Genomic DNA, 19,501 nt, shown 5'->3' on the forward strand with positions numbered 1-19,501 from the left:
CCAAAGGGTCTTACAGTTCTTGGTCAGGCGCGCAGCCGTTGGTTGACGGGAGCCGCTGCCGACAATTGATCAAGAGCGACGCTGACCCGTTGTTCGCGTTGCAGGATGCGCAGCAGGATGATGGCCCGCTCGTTGCCATCGGCACTCAGGAACACCGCGTCCATCTCCAGCTCCTGGCTGTACTGCACCCGCACGGTCGCGCCGGGCTGGTGGGCAGGCGCAGGTTCCGCCAGGGCGGCGAGTCGCTGGCGGATGTCGTCGATGATGCCTTCGCTCACCGCCGTCGGCTGGGTGCCGAAGCTGACGATCCGATTGACGCCGCGCGTCGAGCGGATGGGGTACCAGTTGTCGTTCACGTCATTGAGCTGAATGAACAGATACCCCGGGAACAGCGACTCGCTGCCAACCGCACGACTTCTGCCGGACGCCTTGCGCTCGCGCTGGGGCCGGAAGCAGACATAGCCCTGTCTGCTCAGGTTTTCTTCGGCCCTGGCTTCCTGATTGGGCTTGGTCTGCACCAGATACCAGTGACCGGTGGGAGGGGCGAGCGTCATGGGCGAGTTCCTTCTCTAGGGGCGATCGGTTGCGGCGTATCAGGTACGGGGGCCGTATTCGTAGTAGCCGTAGACGCCATCGTCTTCCATGGACGTCGAGGCCTTGCGCTGCACGCCGTTGAGGATGGCGCCCTTGATGGTGATGCCGTTCTGGGCGAAGCGCCGGCGGGAGTTCTCCACCGCCTTGAGGGTGCTCTGGCCGAAACGGGTGACCAGCAGCGTGGTGCCGGCGAGACGACCCACCAGGGCGGCATCGGTCACTGCCAGGATCGGCGGGGTATCGATGATCACCAGGTCATAGAGGCCGCCCACTTCGTCCAGCAGACGGGAGAAGTTGGCGTGCATCAGCAGCTCCGAAGGATTCGGCGCGGACTGACCACAGCTGATGATGTCCAGTTGGGCGATACCGCTCGGCACGATGGCTTCACGCAGCTTGCTGCGACCGGTCAGCAGCTCGGACAGGCCGGCTTGCGGCTGCAGGCCGAACACGCGGTGCAGATAGCCCTTGCGCATGTCGGCGTCGATCAGCAGCACGCGCTGACCCGACTGGGCGACCACCGCGGCGAGGTTGCTGGAGACGAAGGATTTGCCGACGCCCGGGGTCGGGCTGGAAATCATGATTACCCGGTTCTTGGCTTCCAGCATGGCGAAGTGCAGGCTGGATCTCAGGCTGCGCAGGGACTCCACCGCCAGGTTGGCCGGCTGCACCACGCTCAGCAGATTGGGTTCGCCGGTACGGGTCTTTTTCTTCAGGCGACGGTTCAGGCGCTCCTGGTCCTTGGTGAAGGGCAGGGTGGAATAGACCGGCAGGCCGATCTGCTCGACGGTGTCGGGATTCTCGATGCCCTTCTGGAAGGCCTGGCGGACAAAGACCACCACCACGGAGGTCACCAGACCCAGCAGCAGCGACAGGATCAGCGCGATCTTGCGGTTGGTGGCCGGCTCGTCGAGGTTGACGTCGGCGTTGTCGACCAGGCGCACGTTGCCGATGGTGCCGGCGCGGATGATGTCCTGTTCCTGGGCCTGGTTGAGCAGCAGCTGATAGGTCTGGTTGGTGACCTTCATGTCGCGATTCAGGCGCAGCAGTTCCTGCTGGGTGCTGGGCAGGGCTTCCACCTTGCGCTGCAGGCTGCGCTTTTCCACTTCCAGCTGGGCGAGCTGGTTCAGCAGGGTCTTGTAGCTGGGGTGATCGCGGGTATAGAGGCGATCGTATTCGGCCTGCTTGAGCTTGAGCTGGGAGATGTTGGTGTCGAGGGTGACGATCTTGTCCAGGACCGCCTTGGTTTCCAGGCTGATGTCCACGGAGCGGCTGTTGGTCTGATAGCTGTTCAGGGCCGCTTCGGCGCTTTCCAGGTCCTTGCGCACCGCCGGCAGCTGACCACGCAGGAAGTCCAGGCGCTGGGCCGCTTCGGCCGAGCTACGCTCGACGTTCTGCAGCACGTACAGGCGGCTGATCTCGGACAGCACGCTCTTGGCCAGGTCGGGATTCTCGTCCGCCAGGGACAGATAGATGATGCCCGACTCCTTGCCCGCTTCGCTGGTCTTGATGCGGTTCTGATAGAGCTGTGCGGTGGTGATGACGCGGTTGCGGGTCACCTTGAATTCGGTGCCGGGGCGCGCGGTCAGGGTCTTGATCTGCATGCGGTAGCCGTTACCGCTGGCCATCTGGCCGACCTGGCCATCCAGCAGCGGCTGCTTGTCCTTGTCCAGCAGGCGATAGCGACCGTTGCTGCCGGCGACCACCGTCAGGGTCTCGCCGTACATGTCGTCCGGGACATCGAACTGGAAGACGTCGATCTTTTCGCCGCCCCAGGCGAAGCCGCGCAGTTGCGGCCAGCTGTCCGCCAGCTGACCCGGCTTGTCGGCTTCGTAGGTGCGCCACAGGTAGTGGCCGATCAGCGGGAAGAAGCGTGGCTTGGCCTCGATGTCCAGGCGCAGGTTCTCCACGGTCTTGGCCAGCACCGCGCGGGATTTCAGCAGCTCGATCTCGGCCACGGCCGGCGAGGCCGAGTTGGGGCGCACCACGGTCTCGGCGACCGCCGTGAGCGCATTCTTCTTGGGTTCGATCTGGATCATCGCCCCGGCGATGTACTGCGGGGTGGACAGCACGGCATAGGTGATGCCCACGGCGAGAAAGCCCGCGGTGATACCCGCGATCAGCTTCTTGTGATCAAGAAGCGTGAGGGCCATCGTCTTGAGGTCCAGGTGTTGTTCTTCGTGTTGTTCGAACGAAGAGCGCTGCATGACGGTCATTGGGGTCCCTTCCTTTTAGCTGGATACAGCGCAGCCGGAAAACTGCTCTGTGTACGTTCAGTAGGTGACGCGTTTGGGGGCGAAGCGTCGGCCGATGTTGAGGGTGATGTTGCTTACCGCCCGCAAGAGCGCCTTGACCTTCTGGGTCGGCGGAATCGAGGACAGCGAAAGACTCAGGACCTGGCGCAGGAAGAAGACATGCAGGTCACGCTCGCCCAGCCGGTAGTAGTAGTTGGCGAGGCAGTACTGGGTGTGGAGATCCATCTGCAGGCGCTTCTGGCTGGCGCGCATGGAAAAGATCCCGTTCTCGTGCACGCGGTAGGCGGCGGGGCGGATCTCGTCCATGAACTTGCCCTTGCCGTGGGCACCCAGCAGCGACCACCAGACGATGTCCATGAGCGCAGCGGTTTCCAGCTCCGGCGGCAGTTCCCGCAGGACATTGCGGAAGCAGGCGGTCAGGGTGGACAGCGGCAGGGCCTTCTTCAGCTCGGTTTCGCTGCGGTCGTAGTGATCCTGGCCACTGAAACGCTGCGGATTGACGATCCCCTTGCTGTTGAAGGCATAGGAGGCGTGGAAGGTCAGGGCGTAGTCCCGATTGCGCTCCAGGAAATCCACCTGCAGCTGCAACTTGCGCGGGTCGTTCCAGTAGTCGTCGCCTTCGCAATAGGCGATGTAGTCGCCGCGGGCGTGCTGGAACACCGGCATGCCATAGGGCTTGCCCTGGCTATACTGGTTTTCCTTCTGCAGGATCAGGCGGATCAGCCGGGGATAGCGGCGCTCGTAGTCCTGGAGGATTTCCCGGGTACCATCGGTCGAAGCGTCATCGTTGATGATGATCTCGAAGGGAAAATCGGTCTGCTGGCGCAGAAAGCCATCGATGGCCTGGCCGATGTAGTCGCGATGGTTGAAGGTCAGGCAGACGATGCTGGCGACCGGCCGACTGCAATCCGTCGGCCAGTTCTTCATGATCTCTGCTTCGGTCCGAGCGTCCATGTCAGATACCTGCTTTGTAGAGTTGGGAAAACAGGCGCGAGCGGGTCTGTTTCGGAGAACAGAGCACATAGCTCAGCGCCATCAACACCAGGGTCAGGCCACCGCTCAGGGCGAGGGTGGCGAGAATGGCAAACCGCTCCTGCGGTTGAATCTCTTGGTACAGCAGCTTGCTCAGGCCCACGCCGATGGCGGTCACCACCACGGCCACCAGCAGGTCCTGGTTCCAGTAGCGCTGCAGATTCGGCGCGAAGCGGCCGTGGACGATCATCGGCCAGATCACGAAGGGGATCAGGCGCATGAAGAACCAGGCCAGCGCCGCGCCGTAGGCGCCGTAATGCAGGACCACCAGGATCACGATGGGCACCGAAATGGCTGCGGACACCAGGCTGTACCAGACGTGCAGGCGCAACTTGCCGTAGGCGTACTGCAGATAGAACTGGAACTGACTGAGGGCCAGCAGCGCCGAGCCCAGGGCGTACCAGAACAGGATCGGCTCGCTCCAGTGGGCGGAGACCTTGTCGCCGGTCCAGGCGAAGATCAGTGCCTCGCCATGGAAGGCCACCATGGCCGCCAGCGGCAGTAGGATGGCGAAGGCGAAGCGCGCCGCGTTGCGATAGAGGCGTTCCAGTTCGAGCGGTTTGTCCTGGGACACCAGCACCGTCATGCGCGGCAGCAGCGCCTGCACCAGTGGATTGGTCAGGGTCACGATGCCGGTGGAGATCAGCGCCACCAGGCTGAAGTAGCCGTACTCGGCCAGGGGCAGCGCCTTGGACAGCACCAGCTTGTCGAGCTGGGTCAGGGCGATCCACAGGATCGAGGTAAAGGACATGCTCAGGGCGAAGGGCACGATGGGCTTGACCCGCTGCCAGTCGAAGCCGCTCCACCAGGTGGGGTTGGGCAGCAGGCGATAGGCCTTGAGCGCATAGACCAGCATCTCGAACACGGCGACGAAGGCCTGGAACACGAAGAAGTCCAGCGGCTCCTGGGAAATCCACATCACCAGGATCAGACCGCCGAAATAGCGCACCGTGGCGATCAGTACGTTGACCAGATTCAGCCAGCCGTGCAGCTCGACGCCCTGGACGCCGCTCTTGTACAGCGTCGACAGCAGGCGGAAGGCGATCATCAGCCCCATCAGGCCGATGCAGTGGGCCACGGTCTCCGTGGGCAGGCCCTGGACGTTGAGCCAGTGGCCCGCCATCCATTCCGAATTCAGCTCGATGGCGACGAAGGCCAGGGTCGCCAGGGGGATGAAGATGAATTCCAGCGAGCGCAGCAGCTGGCCACGGGTACGCCCCGCGCCGGTCTGGCCACGGCCATGGGCGACGTCACGTACCAGCGAGGCGGAAATGCCGACGTCGAGGAGTTGCAGCCAGGTCTGCAGCACGGCGAAGAAGCCGATCAGACCATAGGTTTCGGCACCCAGATGACCGAGATACATCGGTTGGATCAAGATGCCGATCAGCAGCGCATAGGCTTGGCCGGCATAATTGATCAGGGTGTTGCGCAACACCGACACTTTCGCGGGACTGGTCATGGGAGATAGCGGGCCAGGATCAAGTTAGAACAGGAGAGGAGTCGCCGGGAAAATCCCAGCTCGGCAGCAGCTGTGCCGGGGTGATGAGTGCCCGCAGAGATTCCATGCTGGTCTTTTTCTGTTGTGCCAACAGCAGGGTGTCGATCAGCAGGTCCTGGGTCGCCTGCGGCAGGTCCGGATAGAGCGGCACGCAGAGGATGCGGTGACTCAGCTTGCGCGAGACCGGCTTGATCGCCTGGGGCTGCAGGTAGTCCAGGGTTTCCAGCGACGGATAGAAGTAGCGGCGCGGATTGATGCCGACGGCGTTCAGGGCCTTCTTGGTGTCCAGCAGACTCGGCTCGTCGCGCAGGCCCACCGGGAAGTAGCTGTAGTTCAGCTGGCTGCCGTAGGTGGGGCGCTGCAGGTCGAAGGCGCCCTGCAGGCGTCGCTCATAGTGCTGACCGATGACGGCGCGGCGGGCCAGGATGTCTTCCAGCTCGTCGAGGATGCACAGCCCCATGGCCGCGGATACCTCGTTGAGCTTGGCGTTGATGCCCACGCCTTCGATGCGCTCGGCATCGACGATGCCGAAATTGATCATGCGGCGGACGCGCTCGGCGAGCTCGTCGTCGTCGGTGATGATCGCGCCGCCTTCGATGGTGTGGAACAGCTTGGTGGCGTGGAAGCTGACGGTGGTGATGTCGCCCCACTGCAGCACCGAGCGGCCTTCGAAGCGGGTGCCGAAGGCATGGGCGCCGTCGTAGACGACCTTGAGGCCGTGGCGGTTGGCGACCTGCTGCAGGCCACGGACATCGCAGGGATTGCCGAACACGTGAGTGGCGACGATGGCCGAGGTGTCAGGCTCGATGGCGGCTTCGACGTTGGCCGGATCCAGGTTCCAGGTTTCCGGGTGGATGTCGGCGAAGACCGGGCGGATCCCTTCCCAGTGCAGGGTGCTGGTGGTGGCGACGAAGCTGAACGGCGTGGTGATGGCGCTGCCGGACAGGCCCAGAGCGCGATAGGCGACCTGCAGGGCCAGGGTACCGTTGTTGACCAGGATGATGTTTCTGACACCCAGATAATCGCGCAGGCGCTCTTCGAGCTGAGCGTGCAGAGGGCCTTGATTGGTGATCCAGTTGTTGGCGTAGATCTTGTCGATATACGCCTTGAAGCGTTCCTTGTCGCCCAGGTAGGGCTTGGTCACATTGATCATGATCCGGTACCTGCTTATCGAGTCCTTGATACGTGTCGGTTCGGTCAAGCGTGTTCGGCGACGGGGCTGGCCATCGGCCGGAAGGGGACGCCGGGCTTGTCCAGCCGCTCCAGAACCGATTCGAGGGCCTCGCGACTGGCATCGTTGTGGAACTGCCAGACCCCATAGATGCGTCCGGAAAAGGACGCTTCGCTGCCCAGTCGGGGGTCGACCGCCAACCCCGAACCCAGGCCGAACAGGTGCAGGCCCTTGAGGCGCTGGCCGTGCTGGTCCAGCGGGCTGCCGGCCGCGTCGGAATCCAGACCGCCGCGCAGGGTGCGCAGGGTCAGCGGACGACCGTCCTGGCAGCGCAGCTCGGGCACTATGGGTTGGTAACCCATGCCCTGAACCAGCAGGGCGGCGCTGTCGAACAGCGTCTGGGCGCTGGCGAGGCGCTCGGCGCTGCCATCCAGTTGCAGCGTCTTGACCTTGACCGGGGTACCGCCGATGCCCTGACCGGCCAGGACCTGGCGACCGATCTCGTGGGCTCGGTAGCGCAACCCGCCCGAGCGGTTGACCCGCTTGGAAATGGGGCAGATGTCCTGCAGCGGGTCGAAGTCATAGCCGGCGGCCAGGGCTTCGGCAGCGGTCTCGTAGAACAGTCGGATCGGCGAGCGATGGACCAGGGTCAGTTCGCGCAGGCCGTCGTGGTGCAGGGCACTGGCCAGGTTGTCCAGGGCGGAAAAGGCGCTGTGGGACCCGCCCACCACGCAGATCGGACCGCCATCCTTGAGACGGGCACGATAGCGCTGGCGCAGGGCCTCGGGTTGCAGGCGCAGCAGGCTGTCGGAGCTGTCGATCGAGGCGCTCTGGGGCAGCTGCAGACCCATGGCCTGGCTGCTTTCCTCGAAGCTGGAGCGGGTCTGCTTGCCGCCCAGGTTCAGCATCAGGCTGGAGGTGCGCACGCGGCGGATGGCGCCGGCCTGTTCCAGCCAGACGACATAGCTCGAACCTTCGCAGGTGACCTCGGTGATACGGGTCTGGCGCCAGGTGGGGATACCGTACTGGCGTTCCAGCCAGGGCAGGATCAGGCCGGCGGCCTGCTGGAAGAGCTGGCCGACGATGGGCAGCGCCGGCGCTTCCTGGGCATTCAACTTGAGGTGGCGAAAGGTCGGCGAGGCCTGCAGCGGCGCCAGGATGGGCGCCAACAGGGGGTCGCGCAGACAGTCCAGGAAGACGTCGCTCACCGAGTTGGCGATGATCTGATAGTCACCCAGCTTGCCGGCACCGAGTTCGGTCCCGGCGTCGACGATGATGGTGCCCGCCTGGGCCAACTGCTCCAGGGCGCCACGCTTGATGGCATTGAACAGGAATCCCAGGCCCGCCGGACCAGCGCCGCCAATTAGACATCCTAATGTCGCTTCCGATAGATCATTCCTTGCCATCGGGGCATCCTCTCCGTGCGCCATCAGGGCGCAATTAACGTGGTTGAAACTGGCTTTCGCCGTGCCCGGCAGTCAGCAAAAAATGCAGCAGAGCTTTTTAATCTTTATTGAGTAAATGACCGTCTGATGAACGTCGGTCAGGGCCCGCGACAGCCAGTGCGGATAACTAATGCTTGGTTGTCAGTGCCAGGACTTCGCCAACTTGCTCGAGACTGTCTAGCGAGCGCTTTCCACTCTTTTCGAACTGATCCGAACCAGCACGCAGGGCGCTGAAGCTCGCGGTAGCTTGTTTGCCCGCACCGCCATTCGCTTGCCCGTTTCAGGCAAGACCGAAGTTGCGTGAGCAAAGAGAATTAAGTCCAGTTCAGATGACATCCATGTAGTCCTGCAGGTGCTCGCTGGCACGGTGATCGTCCCGCTCTGTCCAGCGCCTGGGCATGGCTACCGCACAGGTTTACCGCGTCTTGGCTGGTAACCGGTCCTGTTCGGACATGGCTACCGCACGGGTTTGCACCTGGACGGAATGAGCAGAGGGTTTAGTTACCGATATCAAGGCCTGACAACGCAACGTCCAGAAACTTGAGAAACCATCGGCGAGACGCAGAGGAGGGGGAGGTAATGCTGTCTTCCCTGACCTGTACGGCAGCAGATTCAGCGCGCAATCCCAGCGCTACTTCGAATCTGCGGCAATGATTGTCAAAAGGGTTTGGACTGTCAACGCGAGGTCCGGCAGGGGAAGTTGGTCAGCGAGACGGCCATTACTGCTGTTGTTCTTAGGGAATAGACGGCCAAATGAGGTGTGCTTGGCAAAAAACCGTCGGCTCCCAAAGTTTTTGGTGAAGAGAGTCGCAAAGCACCTGCTAATGCGGGCTGCAAGTGTGACGAATATTTTGACGATTGGTTAACAGAATCGAAGGAGCAAGCAGACGGCTGGCAAGCGCGAAAAACTCAGCTTTTCATTATTTAGTATTACTATTTTTCGGTCTGCCTGACCATCCCTCCAGCACGGCGGGAAGCTCGCTCAGGCTGCGGACCTCCGCATCCGGTTTGCCGGGGCCCTGCCAGGGATGCTGCAAGGGGTTGAACCAGACCGCGCGGATACCGGCGCGCTGGGCGCCCTCGACATCATCCACGGGGTTGTCCCCTACGTGCACGGTGGCCTCGGCGGGAATGCCGGTGAGGCGCAGGGCTTCGCGAAAGGGCGTGGGGTCGGGCTTGCCGACACCCAGTTGCTCGGCATTCAGGGCGAAGCGGAAGTAGTCGGCCAGGCCGATGGTCTGGACGTCCGCATTGCCATTGGTAAGCACGCCCAGAGTGTAGCGATCGGCCAGTTGCTCCAGGGTGGGGTGGACGTCGTCGAACAAGGTGACCTGCTGGCGGGCGGCCAGGTAGACCGCGAAGCCCGCTTCGGCCAGCTGGGCGGCCTCGGGTTCGCCATAGCCGGCATCGAGCAGTGCCTGGTGGATGACCCGGCGGCGCATCTCGCTGACCCGGTGCTTGAGCCCGGCGTCCTGCTGCAGCAGGCGATCGCGGATCGCCCAGAGGTGCTCCACCGGAACGCTGCCCAGCCGCGGAGCGGCATCGGCGAACCAGTCGCGCAGCAGGGCCTCCGCGGAATGAATGACGGGAGCGATTTCCCAGAGGGTGTCGTCGAGGTCGAAGGTCACGAGGCGAATCGTCATCGGCTGGCCTTGCGCTTGGCGCGGGGGTGCGCCTTGTCATAGACCTCGGCGAGCTGGCCGAAGTCCAGGTGGGTGTAGATCTGGGTGGTGGCGATGTCGGCGTGGCCGAGTAGCTCCTGCACCGCGCGCAGATCGCCGGAGGCGCTGAGCATGTGGCTGGCGAAGCTGTGCCTGAGCATGTGCGGATGCAGGTGCTGGCCCAGTTCGCGGACGCCGGCCTCGCGCACCCGCAGCTGCACCGCGCGGGGCGTCAGCCGCAGACCGCGCTGGCCGATGAACAGGGCATCGTCACGCGGGGCGGCCTGGGGTCTGACCTTGAGCCAGGTCTCCAGGGCGTCGCGAGCCTTGCTGCCGATGGGCAGCACCCGTTCCTTGTTGCCCTTGCCGCGCACCTGAACCAGGCCCTGGGCCAGGTCCACATCCGCCAGGTCCAGACCCACCAGTTCGGACAGCCGCAGCCCGGAGCTGTAGAAGAGTTCCAGCAGGGCCTGGTCGCGCAGGGCGAGAAAGTCGTCTTCCACGGCGCCGTCGAGCAGCTGCATGGAGCGGTCGACGTCGAGCACCTTGGGCAGGGCCTTCTGGGCTTTGGGCGGCGAGAGCCCGTGGGCCGGGTCCTGGCTGCAGTGACCTTCGCGGATCAGGTAGAGATAGAAGCCGCGACAGGCTGAAAGCAATCGCGCCAGGCTGCGGCTGGAGGCACCGGCCCGGTGCAGCTGGGCGATCAGGGCGCGCAGGCGGCGACTGTCCAGGCCGCCCCAGTCGCTCAGCCCCTCGGCTTCGACGAAGGTCAGCAGCTTGCGCAAATCGCGGCGGTAGCCGTCGAGGGTGCGGGGCGAAACCTGGCGTTCCAGGCGCAGATGGTCGAGATAGGCATCGAGCTGGATCTGCATGCTCCGCTCCCGGGCTCAGCGCACCGTGCGCAAGGGGACGGGGAAGCGGGGCAGTACCCGCGCCAAGACTTCCGCCACATGGCTCAGAAACAGCGTGCCCAGGCTGCTGCGATAGTGCTGGGGGTCGGGGCTGCCAATCGCCAGGACACCATGCAGGCCCTGGTGGGAGAGGGCGGCGACGGCAGCCGAGCCGACTTCTTCCTTGGCCGAGTCACCGAACAAGAAGGCCAGTTCGTGGGCGCGCAGGACGCCACTGGTGGTCTTCTCACCACCCAGCAGGCCGCCGATCACCTTTTGCGCTTCGGCCGGGGTGACGCTGCGGCCGACCGGCAGCGGGTGCTCGTGGAACAGGATGAGGCCGACGTAGGGCACCTTGAACTCATGGCGCAGGCTGTCCTCGACGGTGCCGATCACCTCTTCGAGGCTGTTGGCGTCCAGCAGGCCGATGATCAGCCGGCGGGTCTTGTCGAACAGCCGGTCGTTGTCCCGGGCCACGTCCATCAGGTGGGCCAGGCGATGGCGCATCTCGCCGTTGCGATCGCGCAGCAGGCCGAGTTGCCGCTCGACCAGGGAGATGGCGGTCCCCCGCTGGTGGGGGACACGCATCTCCGCCAGCAGCTCTTCACGATCGGCGAAGAAGTGCGGATGGTCTAGCAGCCAGTCGGCGACCTGGTCCGCGGTCAGTTCGGGGGTATCGCTCATACTCTTACCTGGCCTTCGTAGACACGGGTGGCCGGACCGGTCATGAGCACCGGTTGGCCGACGCCGTCCCACTCGATGTTGAGCAGACCGCCTGGCAACTCGATGCTGACCGGCGATTTCAGCCAGCCCTGGCGAATCCCGGCCACGGCGGCGGCGCAGGCGCCGGTACCGCAGGCGCGGGTTTCGCCGACACCGCGCTCCCAGACCCGCAGGCGGGCGCGCTGGGCGTCGATGATCTGCAGGAAGCCGATGTTGGCCTTTTGCGGAAAGCGCGGATGGCACTCCAGCTTGGGTCCGAGGGTGAGCACCGGCGCTTGGTCGACGTCGGCGACCCGCAGCACGCCGTGGGGGTTGCCCATGGAGACCACCGCCAGCTCGACCGTCTCGCCGTCGACCTGGACGGCATGGCTCAGGGTCTCCGCCTCGGCGATGAAGGGGATCTCGGCGGCCTGCAGGCGCGGTGCGCCCATGTCGACGCGCACCTGGCCATCACCCTTGAGGTGCAATTCGATGATGCCGCTCTTGGTTTCGACGCGGATCTGCTTCTTGACCGTGAGGCGCTTGTCGAAGACGAAGCGGGCGAAGCAGCGGGCGCCATTGCCGCACTGTTCGACCTCGGAGCCATCGGCGTTGAAGATGCGATAGCGAAAGTCCACGTCCGGGGTGCTCGGGGTCTCGACGATCAGCAACTGGTCGAAGCCAATCCCGGTGTTTCTATCTCCCCACAGACGGACGTGCTTGGGCTGGATGTGGGCGTGCTGGCTGATCAGGTCGAGGACCATGAAATCGTTGCCCAGACCGTGCATCTTGGTGAAGCGCAGTTGCATGGAACTCCCCTCAGGCCGGCAGCCGGCTCTCGCCTGCGAAGAGTTCTTCCAGCGTCTCGCGCCGACGGACCAGGTGCGCCTGGTCGCCATCCACCATCACCTCGGCCGCACGGCCGCGGGTGTTGTAGTTGGAACTCATGGTGAAGCCATAGGCCCCAGCGGAGCGGATGGCCAGCAGATCGCCCTCGGCCAGCACCAGCTCGCGGTCCTTGGCGAGGAAGTCGCCGGTCTCGCAGATGGGACCGACCAGGTCGTAGCGGCGGGCTTCGCCCTGGCGCGCGACCACCGGCTCCACCGCCATCCAGGCCTGGTACAGCGCCGGACGGATGAGATCGTTCATCGCCGCGTCGACGATGGCGAAATCCTTGTGGGTGGTGTGCTTGAGGTATTCCACGCGGGTCAGCAGGACGCCGGCGTTGGCCACGATGAAGCGGCCCGGTTCGAACACCAGGGTCAGGCTGCGTCCGGCGATGCGCTCGCGGATGGCCTGGATGTAATCCCCGGCCAGCGGCGGTTGCTCGTCGCGATAGCGCACGCCCAGGCCGCCGCCGAGGTCCAGGTGGCGCAGGACGATGCCGCGCTCGGCGAGGCGATCGATCAGCGCCAGGAGGCGGTTGAGGGCGTCGAGGAAGGGCGGCAGGGTAGTGAGCTGGGAGCCGATATGGCAGTCCACGCCGAGGATTTCCAGGTTCGGCAACGCGGCGGCGCGGGCGTAGACCGCCTCGGCGTCGGCGATGTCGATGCCGAACTTGTTTTCCTTGAGACCGGTGGAGATGTAGGGGTGGGTACCGGCGTCGACATCGGGATTGACCCTCAGCGAGATCGGCGCGACCACACCCAGCTCCGCGGCCACCTGTTGCAGCCGTTCCAGCTCGTCGGTGGATTCGACGTTGAAGCAGTGCACGCCCACTTCCAGGGCGCGGCGCATGTCGTCACGGGTCTTGCCGACCCCGGAGAACACCACCCGGTGCGGATCGCCACCGGCGGCCAGGACGCGCTCCAGCTCGCCGCGGGAGACGATGTCGAAGCCGGCGCCGAGGCGGGCCAGGACATTGAGCACACCGAGGTTGGAGTTGGCCTTGACGGCGAAACAGACCAGGTGCGGCAGACCGGCCAGCGCATCGGTATAGGCGCGGTACTGGCCCTCGATGTGCGCTCGCGAATAGACATAGGCGGGGGTGCCGAATTCCTGCGCCACGGCGCTCAGGGCTACCCCTTCCGCATGCAGTTCACCTGCACGGACAGCAAAGACTTCCATGGTGGCTCCTTAGAACACGTCGTGGCGGTGTTCTTTGGCGGCTTTCTGGTCGTCGGGCAGGTACAGCGGGCCTTTCTGACCGCAGCCGGCCAGCAGGCAGGCGCAGGCGATGAAGAGGAGAGACAGGCGCTTCATGACGCTAAACCTTTATTCAGGCGAATATTGCCCGGAGTATAACGGGGTTGAGCGACTCTTTGACACGCCCGGATGGCTGAAGCGCAGCTGCCGACAGCCGCCGCGACTGGACGTCATCTGGGCAGCCCGCTACCGTGCGGCGATTCTTTCTCTTCTTTCGAGGATCGTCATGAGCCGGCTCAGCGAAGCGCAATTCCATCACCTCGTCGACCAGACCCAGCGTCAGGTCGAAGACGCCTATGACGACAGCGGTCTGGACCTCGATCTGGAAAATGCCGGCGGCGTGCTGACGATCAAGTTCGACAACGGCAGCCAGGTGATTCTCAGCCGCCAGCCCCCGCTGGTGCAGCTCTGGGTCGCCGCGCGTTCGGGTGGCTATCACTTCGACTGGGACGGCCAGAACTGGATCTGCGACAGCTCGTCCGAGACCCTCGGCGCGCTGCTGGTACGGGTGACCCTGGAGCAGACCGGCGAGAGCGTGGCCTTGCCCGGGCTGTAATGACCTGCGGTCGGTGCAGCTTGACCCGAGCCTTGAGCCCTGTGCTAGCGTGATCTGACGGCGCCTTTCGAGCGCCGTTTTCTTTTGCCGCCCTTGTGCGGCTTCTCGCTGGGCGCCGGTCGCCCGTCATCCCGGTGGTCCGCCGCACCGCGCGGTTGGGCCGCATCGTCTCGTCTTCCAGGAGTCCGCCATGCGTCATGCATCGCCCATCACCGTTTCCGCCGTCGATCTGCCCCGTCTCGAACGGCTGCTCGACGCCCTGCCCGAATTCGGGCCCGTGGCCGAGGCCCTGGACGAGGAACTGGCTCAGGCGCGAGTGGTGGCGCCCGAGGAGATCGGCGCGGTGGTCACCATGAATTCGCGGGTGCGCTGCCGCGAGACCGATACCGGCAAGGAGTATCAGGTGGTGTTGGTCTATCCGGAGGACGCCGGCGCGGAGGGCCGGATTTCGGTGCTGGCGCCGGCCGGCAGCGCGCTGCTCGGCGCGACCCCCGGCGAGCGCCTCAGCTGGCCGGTGCCCGGCGGCAAGGAGCAGCAGGTGGAGCTGCTGGCGCTGGAGCCGGTCGAGGCCTAGTCGTCCGCGACCTCGGGCAGTTCCGGTAGAGCCCGTAGCAGGCGCTCGTAGTGGGCGCCGTCGAAGGGACGATCGGCGTCGAGCATGGCGGCGATCTCGTAGGACAGCGCCTGGGCCATCAGCAGCACGGCCTCTTCGCGCTCGTAGCCGACCAGGGTCAGCTTGTTGAGCACGGCCTGGACATAGGCCGGCTCGCCAGCGGCAAGCTGGTTCTCCACCGCTTCGATCAGATGGGAGGAGACAAAGGATTCTTCGTCATCGGCGTGGTCAATCATGTTCGGATACCTTTTGTTACAGTGCGACCCCTGATTCTGGCCTGGAGTCTTCTCGATGATCACCTGCTATCGCCTGTCCGCCAACGAGCTGGTGGCCCAGCCGCTGTCGCCGGGAGACGCGCTGCCGGACGATTTGCTCTGGGTCGATCTGCTCGACCCCAGCGAGGCGGAGGAGCGCTATCTGGAGCAGGCACTGGCGATGGACATCCCCACCCGGGAAGAGATCGCCGAGATCGAGGAATCCTCGCGACTCTACCAGACCGACCAGGCTCTGCACCTGACCACCACCGTCGTCAGTGGCTTCAGCGAGCATCAGCCGCAGGCCTCGGTGGTCAATTTCGTGCTGACGCCCGAGTGGCTGGTGACGGTGCGCTACGCCGAACTGGCGGCCTTCAAGACCTTTCTCGGCAAGGCCCAGCAGCAGGCGAGCCAGCATTGTCGCAGCGATGTCATCTTCGCCTCGCTGCTGGATAGCCTGGTGGACCGGGTGGCCGACATCCTCGAATCGGTGCAGGCGCATCTCAATCGCCTGGCCAAGGCGGTGTTTCGCGAACCCCTGGATTCACCGCAGGAAAAGCAGCAGCCCAAGACCGACCTGCAATCCATCGTCAAGCAGCTGGGGCGCAGCAATCAGCTGCTGGCCCAGCTCAGCGAGAGTCTGCTGGGCATCAATCGCATCGTCTCCTACCTGCGCCGGGCGGGCGCCACCTGGATCTCCGGCACGGCCAAGACCTGGTTCAAGACCTTGGAGCGCGACGTCCGCTCGCTGAGCGACTACCAGGCCAAGATGAACGGCGAGATCGGCTTTCTGCTCGACGCCACCCTGGGCCTGATCAGCGTGGAGCAGAACAACATCGTCAAGGTGTTCACCATCGCTTCGGTGCTGTTCCTGCCGCCGACCCTGGTGGGCACCGTCTACGGCATGAACTTCAAGGTCATGCCGGAGCTGGACTGGCACTTCGGCTATCCGCTGGCGCTGGGCGCCATGGTGGTCTCGGCGTTGATTCCTTATGCCTGGTTCAAGTTTCGCCGCTGGCTGTAGCCGGCGGCATCCATCGCACCTCAAGGAGGCAACACTATGCGTATCGGATTCATTGGCCTGGGTGGCATGGGCCAGGGCATGGCCGCCAATCTGCTCAAGGCCGGTCATGAGGTCGTGGTCTGGAATCGCTCCCAGGCGCCGGTCCAGGTGCTGGTCGAGCAGGGTGCCCGCGCGGCGGCGACGCCGGCGGAGGCCTTCGACGTGGAGGTGGTCTTCAGCATCCTGGCCAATGACGCCGCCACCCGCGAGGTGATCCTCGACAGCGGCGCCCTTGAGCAGGCACGGGGCGGGCTGATCCACGTCAGCATGGCCACCCTGTCGGTGGCCCTGGTGGACGAACTGGTCGCGCGCCATGCCGAGGCCGGCCTGGGCTATGTGGCGGCACCCGTCTTCGGCCGCACCGACGTAGCTGCCAGTGGGCAGCTCAACATCGTGGTGGCCGGCGAGCCCGAGGCGATCCAGCGCGTCCAGCCGCTGCTCGACGTGCTGGGACGCAAGACCTGGCCGGTGGGCGCGGAGCCGCGCCAGGCCAACGTGGTGAAGATCGCTGGCAACTTCATGATCGCCAGCGCCATCGAGACCATGGGCGAGAGCACCGCCCTGGCCCGCAGCTATGGCGTGGAGCCGGCAGCGCTGCTGGAAATCCTCACCAGCACCCTGTTCGCCGCCCCGGTGTACCAGAACTACGGACGCCTGCTGACCGAGCGAAAGTTCTCGCCGGCGGCCTTCAAGCTCAGCATGGGACTCAAGGACGTCGGTCTGGCCCTGGCGGCCGGGCAGGAAAAGGCGGTGCCGCTACCCTTCGCCAGCGTTCTGAGAGACAACCTGCTGGAAGCGGTCGCCCAGGGCGAAGGCGATCTGGACTGGATCGCGCTGGGGCAGAGATCGCACAAGAAGGCCGGCCTCGACTGAGAACCTGTTTACGATCTCCTGGCCGTCGGCCATACGGCGTTAAAAACAGCTTCGGAATGCTCATTTACAACTTGTAAACTGCGCTTCCTCAGCTGTTTTTGCCTTGTCTGGCTCTAGTCCAAAAGAGCGTAAACAAGTTCTGAGCGCCTGCTCAAAATCCGCTGCGCGTCGGCCAAGCCGCGTTGGACGTGGCTCCCGCTCGCGCGACCTGACCCAGATCCCGCGCCATGGCTACTTGCAGGCGGTGCCCAGCGCCGCCAGCGACAGCGGGTAGAACTGCAGGTTGTAGCCCGAGGTCTTGGCCTGGCTGCAGCGCTTGGTGCTGTAGAGGCCGTAGTCGATGATCATCACCGGCTTCTTCTGGGTGCGGAAGTAGCTGTAGGCGTTGCACTCGGCGTAGTCGTAGCAGCTCTCGTTGAGGGCGAAGTCGAACTTGGTGTAGAGGCTCGGCACCAGATCAACGGCGTTCTTCAGACCCACCAGCAGACTGCGCTTGTGCGCCTCGTCGGCCAGCCAGTTGAGGAAGTCCAGCTGCTGGGCTTTGGTCAGCTTGAGGCCGTTGGGGTTGGAGTAGCCGTCGACGTTGTCCGGGTCCACCCCTTGGCAGCCCTTCTGTACCGCCAGGTCCAGGCGCTTGGCCAGCAGCACGCGGACGTCGGCGCGACGGATGTCCAGCCAGCGCTCGCCCGGCCAGGCGTCCAACGCCTTGCCCAGGGCCGCCTTGGGATAGAGAGCGGCATCGGGCCGCCAGTCTTCCCAGGTGCCAGCGCTGAAATAGCAGATCACCGTCTTCCCATTGCCCTTCAGATTGGCGATCACCGCCTTGCTGGTGTCATAGAGATCGATGTCATAGAGGGTGCGATTGGGCTTTTGCAGCACGCCGTTCAGCTGGACATGCCAGGTGAGCGTCTGTGGCAGCGGCGGCGGCAGGGCGGCCTGGCTGGAAGCCGCGGCGAACATTCCGCAAAGCAGGATGGAGCAGGCTGAAAGGCGCATGAGACTTGACTCGAACGGCTGGTCAAGTCTCCAGTATCGGCCGCCTGGTCACTGTCCTGAGTGCCGGTGGTCGTACCTATCGACGGCTGGTCGGCGGCCGCTTAGTGGCCTGCCAAGGCCTTCAGCCAGAGAGCCGTGTCGTAGACGGATTGCAGGTGGGCATAGTGCTACCAAGGCCATACGGCCTGGCTCTCCGGCAGGCAGAGCCGTCCGATGGACGGCTGGACGGCTTGCCTGCTCCCGGGCAACCACCGCTGAGAGGCGGTGGGGAGCGCAAGACAGCTTTCAGCGCTTGGCCAGCAGCTCGCGGCCGCGCTTCACGGCGGCGCGGACCTGGGCCGGTGCGGTGCCACCGATGTGGTCGCGGGCATTGACCGAGCCTTCCAGGGTCAGGACGGCGAAGACGTCCTGCTCGATCTGATCGCTGAAGCGACGCAGTTCGTCCAGGCTCATCTCGGCCAGGTCCTTGCCGCTATCCACACCGTACTTCACCGCATGGCCGACGATCTCGTGACAATCGCGGAACGGCAGGCCCTTGCGCACTAGGTAGTCGGCAAGGTCGGTGGCGGTGGAGAAGCCGCGACGCGCTGCCTCGCGCATGATCTCACGCCTGGGCTTGATGGCCGGGACCATGTCGGCGAAGGCACGCAGGGAGTCTCGTAGGGTATCGGCGGCGTCGAACAGGGGTTCCTTGTCTTCCTGGTTGTCCTTGTTGTAGGCCAACGGCTGCCCCTTCATCAGGGTCAGCAGGCCGGTAAGGGCGCCAAACACCCGGCCGGTCTTGCCGCGTACCAGTTCGGGAACGTCGGGATTCTTCTTCTGCGGCATGATCGAGGAGCCGGTGCAGAAGCGATCGGGCAGGTCGATGAACTGGAACTGGGCGCTGGTCCAGAGCACCAGCTCCTCGGAAAAGCGCGACAGGTGCATCATCGCCAGGGAGGCGGCGGCGCAGAATTCGATGGCGAAGTCGCGATCCGAGACGCCATCCAGGGAGTTGCCACCGATGGCCTCGAAGCCCAGCAGCTCGCAGGTGACCTGGCGCTGGATGGGGTAGGTGGTGCCGGCCAGGGCCGCACTGCCCAGGGGCATGCGATTGACGCGCTTGCGGCAGTCGACCAGGCGCTCGTGGTCGCGGGAAAGCATCTCGAACCAGGCCAGCAGGTGGTGGCCGAAGGTCACCGGCTGGGCGGTCTGCAGGTGGGTGAAACCGGGCATGATGGTGTCGGCTTCGGTCTCGGCCAGTTGCAGCAGGCCGGCCTGCAGGCGATTCAGCTCGACGAGGATGGCATCGATCTCGTCGCGCAGCCAGAGGCGGATGTCGGTGGCCACCTGGTCATTACGGCTGCGGCCGGTGTGCAGCTTCTTGCCGACCACGCCCAGGCGCTCGGTCAGGCGCGCCTCGATGTTCATGTGCACGTCTTCCAGATCGACGCGCCACTCGAAGGTGCCAGCCTCGATCTCGCGGCGGATCTCGTCCAGCCCTGCGACGATGGCGTCGCGCTCGGCTTCGCTGAGCACGCCGGCCTGGGTCAGCATGCGCGCATGGGCCTGGCTGCCGAGGATGTCGTGGCGGTAGAGGCGCTTGTCGAAGTCCACCGAAGCGGTGAAGCGGGCGACGAAGGCGTCGACGGGTTCGCTGAAGCGTCCGCCCCAGGACTGGTTGGTTTTTTCGCTGCTCATGGATCGGCCTGCTGCTGGGCTTGTCGGTGGAAGTGAGAGGGGGCCGATGATAGCAGTCCTGAGCGGGTTCCGGCCC

The 19,501-nt window shown here is 64.6% G+C and carries 19 protein-coding genes; 4 read left to right on the forward strand and 15 right to left on the reverse strand.

Features of this window, described 5'->3' with window-relative positions; translation table 11 throughout:
* Window positions 1-23: 23 nt before the first annotated feature.
* The 12 genes from rfaH to BMZ43_RS10945 form a co-directional block, all read right to left on the reverse strand.
* On the reverse strand, window positions 24-554 hold the full coding sequence (rfaH, locus tag BMZ43_RS10890; RefSeq protein WP_017639375.1) for a transcription/translation regulatory transformer protein RfaH: 531 nt from the start codon (window positions 552-554) through the stop codon (window positions 24-26).
* A gap of 39 nt (window positions 555-593) precedes the next feature.
* Window positions 594-2,807: a polysaccharide biosynthesis tyrosine autokinase gene (locus BMZ43_RS10895; protein ID WP_017639376.1), complete on the reverse strand. Its 2,214-nt coding sequence runs from the start codon at window positions 2,805-2,807 to the stop codon at window positions 594-596.
* Window positions 2,808-2,864: 57 nt separating this feature from the next.
* Window positions 2,865-3,800, reverse strand: a complete 936-nt coding sequence (locus BMZ43_RS10900; protein WP_017639377.1) for a glycosyltransferase family 2 protein — start codon at window positions 3,798-3,800, stop codon at window positions 2,865-2,867.
* A 1-nt stretch (window position 3,801) separates the two neighbouring features.
* Window positions 3,802-5,337 carry an oligosaccharide flippase family protein gene (locus BMZ43_RS10905; protein WP_026083658.1) on the reverse strand — a complete coding sequence of 512 codons (1,536 nt, stop codon included), beginning with the start codon at window positions 5,335-5,337 and terminating at the stop codon, window positions 3,802-3,804.
* A 19-nt stretch (window positions 5,338-5,356) separates the two neighbouring features.
* Window positions 5,357-6,529, reverse strand: a complete 1,173-nt coding sequence (locus tag BMZ43_RS10910; RefSeq protein ID WP_064307775.1) for a DegT/DnrJ/EryC1/StrS family aminotransferase — start codon at window positions 6,527-6,529, stop codon at window positions 5,357-5,359.
* Between the two features lie 44 nt (window positions 6,530-6,573).
* Window positions 6,574-7,953, reverse strand: a complete 1,380-nt coding sequence (locus BMZ43_RS10915; RefSeq protein ID WP_064307776.1) for a hypothetical protein — start codon at window positions 7,951-7,953, stop codon at window positions 6,574-6,576.
* A 959-nt stretch (window positions 7,954-8,912) separates the two neighbouring features.
* The gene (locus tag BMZ43_RS10920) at window positions 8,913-9,635 is read right to left on the reverse strand and encodes an HAD family hydrolase (protein WP_064307777.1); all 723 of its coding nucleotides are present in this window, start codon (window positions 9,633-9,635) and stop codon (window positions 8,913-8,915) included.
* Window positions 9,632-10,525: a tyrosine recombinase XerC gene (gene xerC, locus BMZ43_RS10925; protein WP_093253338.1), complete on the reverse strand. Its 894-nt coding sequence runs from the start codon at window positions 10,523-10,525 to the stop codon at window positions 9,632-9,634. The genes BMZ43_RS10920 and xerC overlap by 4 nt, the downstream gene beginning before the upstream one ends.
* A 15-nt stretch (window positions 10,526-10,540) precedes the next feature.
* On the reverse strand, window positions 10,541-11,227 hold the full coding sequence (locus BMZ43_RS10930; protein WP_017639383.1) for a DUF484 family protein: 687 nt from the start codon (window positions 11,225-11,227) through the stop codon (window positions 10,541-10,543).
* Window positions 11,224-12,054 (reverse strand): diaminopimelate epimerase, encoded by an 831-nt coding sequence (gene dapF, locus BMZ43_RS10935; RefSeq protein ID WP_064307779.1) that lies wholly within the window; start codon window positions 12,052-12,054, stop codon window positions 11,224-11,226. Before dapF ends, BMZ43_RS10930 begins: the two co-directional genes overlap by 4 nt.
* Window positions 12,055-12,064: 10 nt before the next feature.
* Window positions 12,065-13,312: a diaminopimelate decarboxylase gene (gene lysA, locus BMZ43_RS10940; RefSeq protein ID WP_064307780.1), complete on the reverse strand. Its 1,248-nt coding sequence runs from the start codon at window positions 13,310-13,312 to the stop codon at window positions 12,065-12,067.
* 9 nt (window positions 13,313-13,321) lie between these two features.
* Window positions 13,322-13,447, reverse strand: a complete 126-nt coding sequence (locus BMZ43_RS10945) for an LPS translocon maturation chaperone LptM (RefSeq protein ID WP_007161378.1) — start codon at window positions 13,445-13,447, stop codon at window positions 13,322-13,324.
* Window positions 13,448-13,616: 169 nt separating this feature from the next.
* On the opposite strand from BMZ43_RS10945, the gene cyaY reads away from it, so the two are divergent.
* On the forward strand, window positions 13,617-13,946 hold the full coding sequence (cyaY, locus tag BMZ43_RS10950; protein ID WP_017639386.1) for an iron donor protein CyaY: 330 nt from the start codon (window positions 13,617-13,619) through the stop codon (window positions 13,944-13,946).
* Window positions 13,947-14,136: 190 nt separating this feature from the next.
* On the forward strand, window positions 14,137-14,520 hold the full coding sequence (rnk, locus tag BMZ43_RS10955) for a nucleoside diphosphate kinase regulator (protein WP_017639387.1): 384 nt from the start codon (window positions 14,137-14,139) through the stop codon (window positions 14,518-14,520).
* Here the strand turns inward: rnk and BMZ43_RS10960 are convergent.
* Complete coding sequence (locus BMZ43_RS10960) at window positions 14,517-14,795, reverse strand: hypothetical protein (RefSeq protein WP_064307781.1); 279 nt, start codon at window positions 14,793-14,795, stop codon at window positions 14,517-14,519. The genes rnk and BMZ43_RS10960 overlap by 4 nt on opposite strands.
* Window positions 14,796-14,850: 55 nt before the next feature.
* Between BMZ43_RS10960 and BMZ43_RS10965 the strand changes: the two genes are divergently transcribed.
* A complete protein-coding gene (locus BMZ43_RS10965; RefSeq protein ID WP_017639389.1) occupies window positions 14,851-15,837 on the forward strand; it encodes a magnesium transporter CorA family protein in 987 nt (328 codons plus the stop codon).
* Between the two features lie 36 nt (window positions 15,838-15,873).
* On the forward strand, window positions 15,874-16,749 hold the full coding sequence (locus tag BMZ43_RS10970; RefSeq protein ID WP_064307782.1) for an NAD(P)-dependent oxidoreductase: 876 nt from the start codon (window positions 15,874-15,876) through the stop codon (window positions 16,747-16,749).
* Between the two features lie 231 nt (window positions 16,750-16,980).
* On the opposite strand, the gene BMZ43_RS10975 is transcribed toward BMZ43_RS10970, so the two are convergent.
* Both BMZ43_RS10975 and argH read right to left on the reverse strand, forming a co-directional pair.
* Window positions 16,981-17,745 carry an endo alpha-1,4 polygalactosaminidase gene (locus BMZ43_RS10975; protein ID WP_231893047.1) on the reverse strand — a complete coding sequence of 255 codons (765 nt, stop codon included), beginning with the start codon at window positions 17,743-17,745 and terminating at the stop codon, window positions 16,981-16,983.
* A 285-nt stretch (window positions 17,746-18,030) separates the two neighbouring features.
* Entirely contained in the window at window positions 18,031-19,425 is a 1,395-nt protein-coding gene (argH, locus tag BMZ43_RS10980; protein ID WP_064307784.1) for an argininosuccinate lyase, read from the reverse strand.
* Between the last annotated feature and the right edge of the window lie 76 nt (window positions 19,426-19,501).

It is taken from the genome of Pseudomonas sp. Snoq117.2 (assembly GCF_900110545.1).
GTDB classification, from domain to species: Bacteria; Pseudomonadota; Gammaproteobacteria; order Pseudomonadales; family Pseudomonadaceae; genus Chryseomonas; species Chryseomonas benzopyrenica.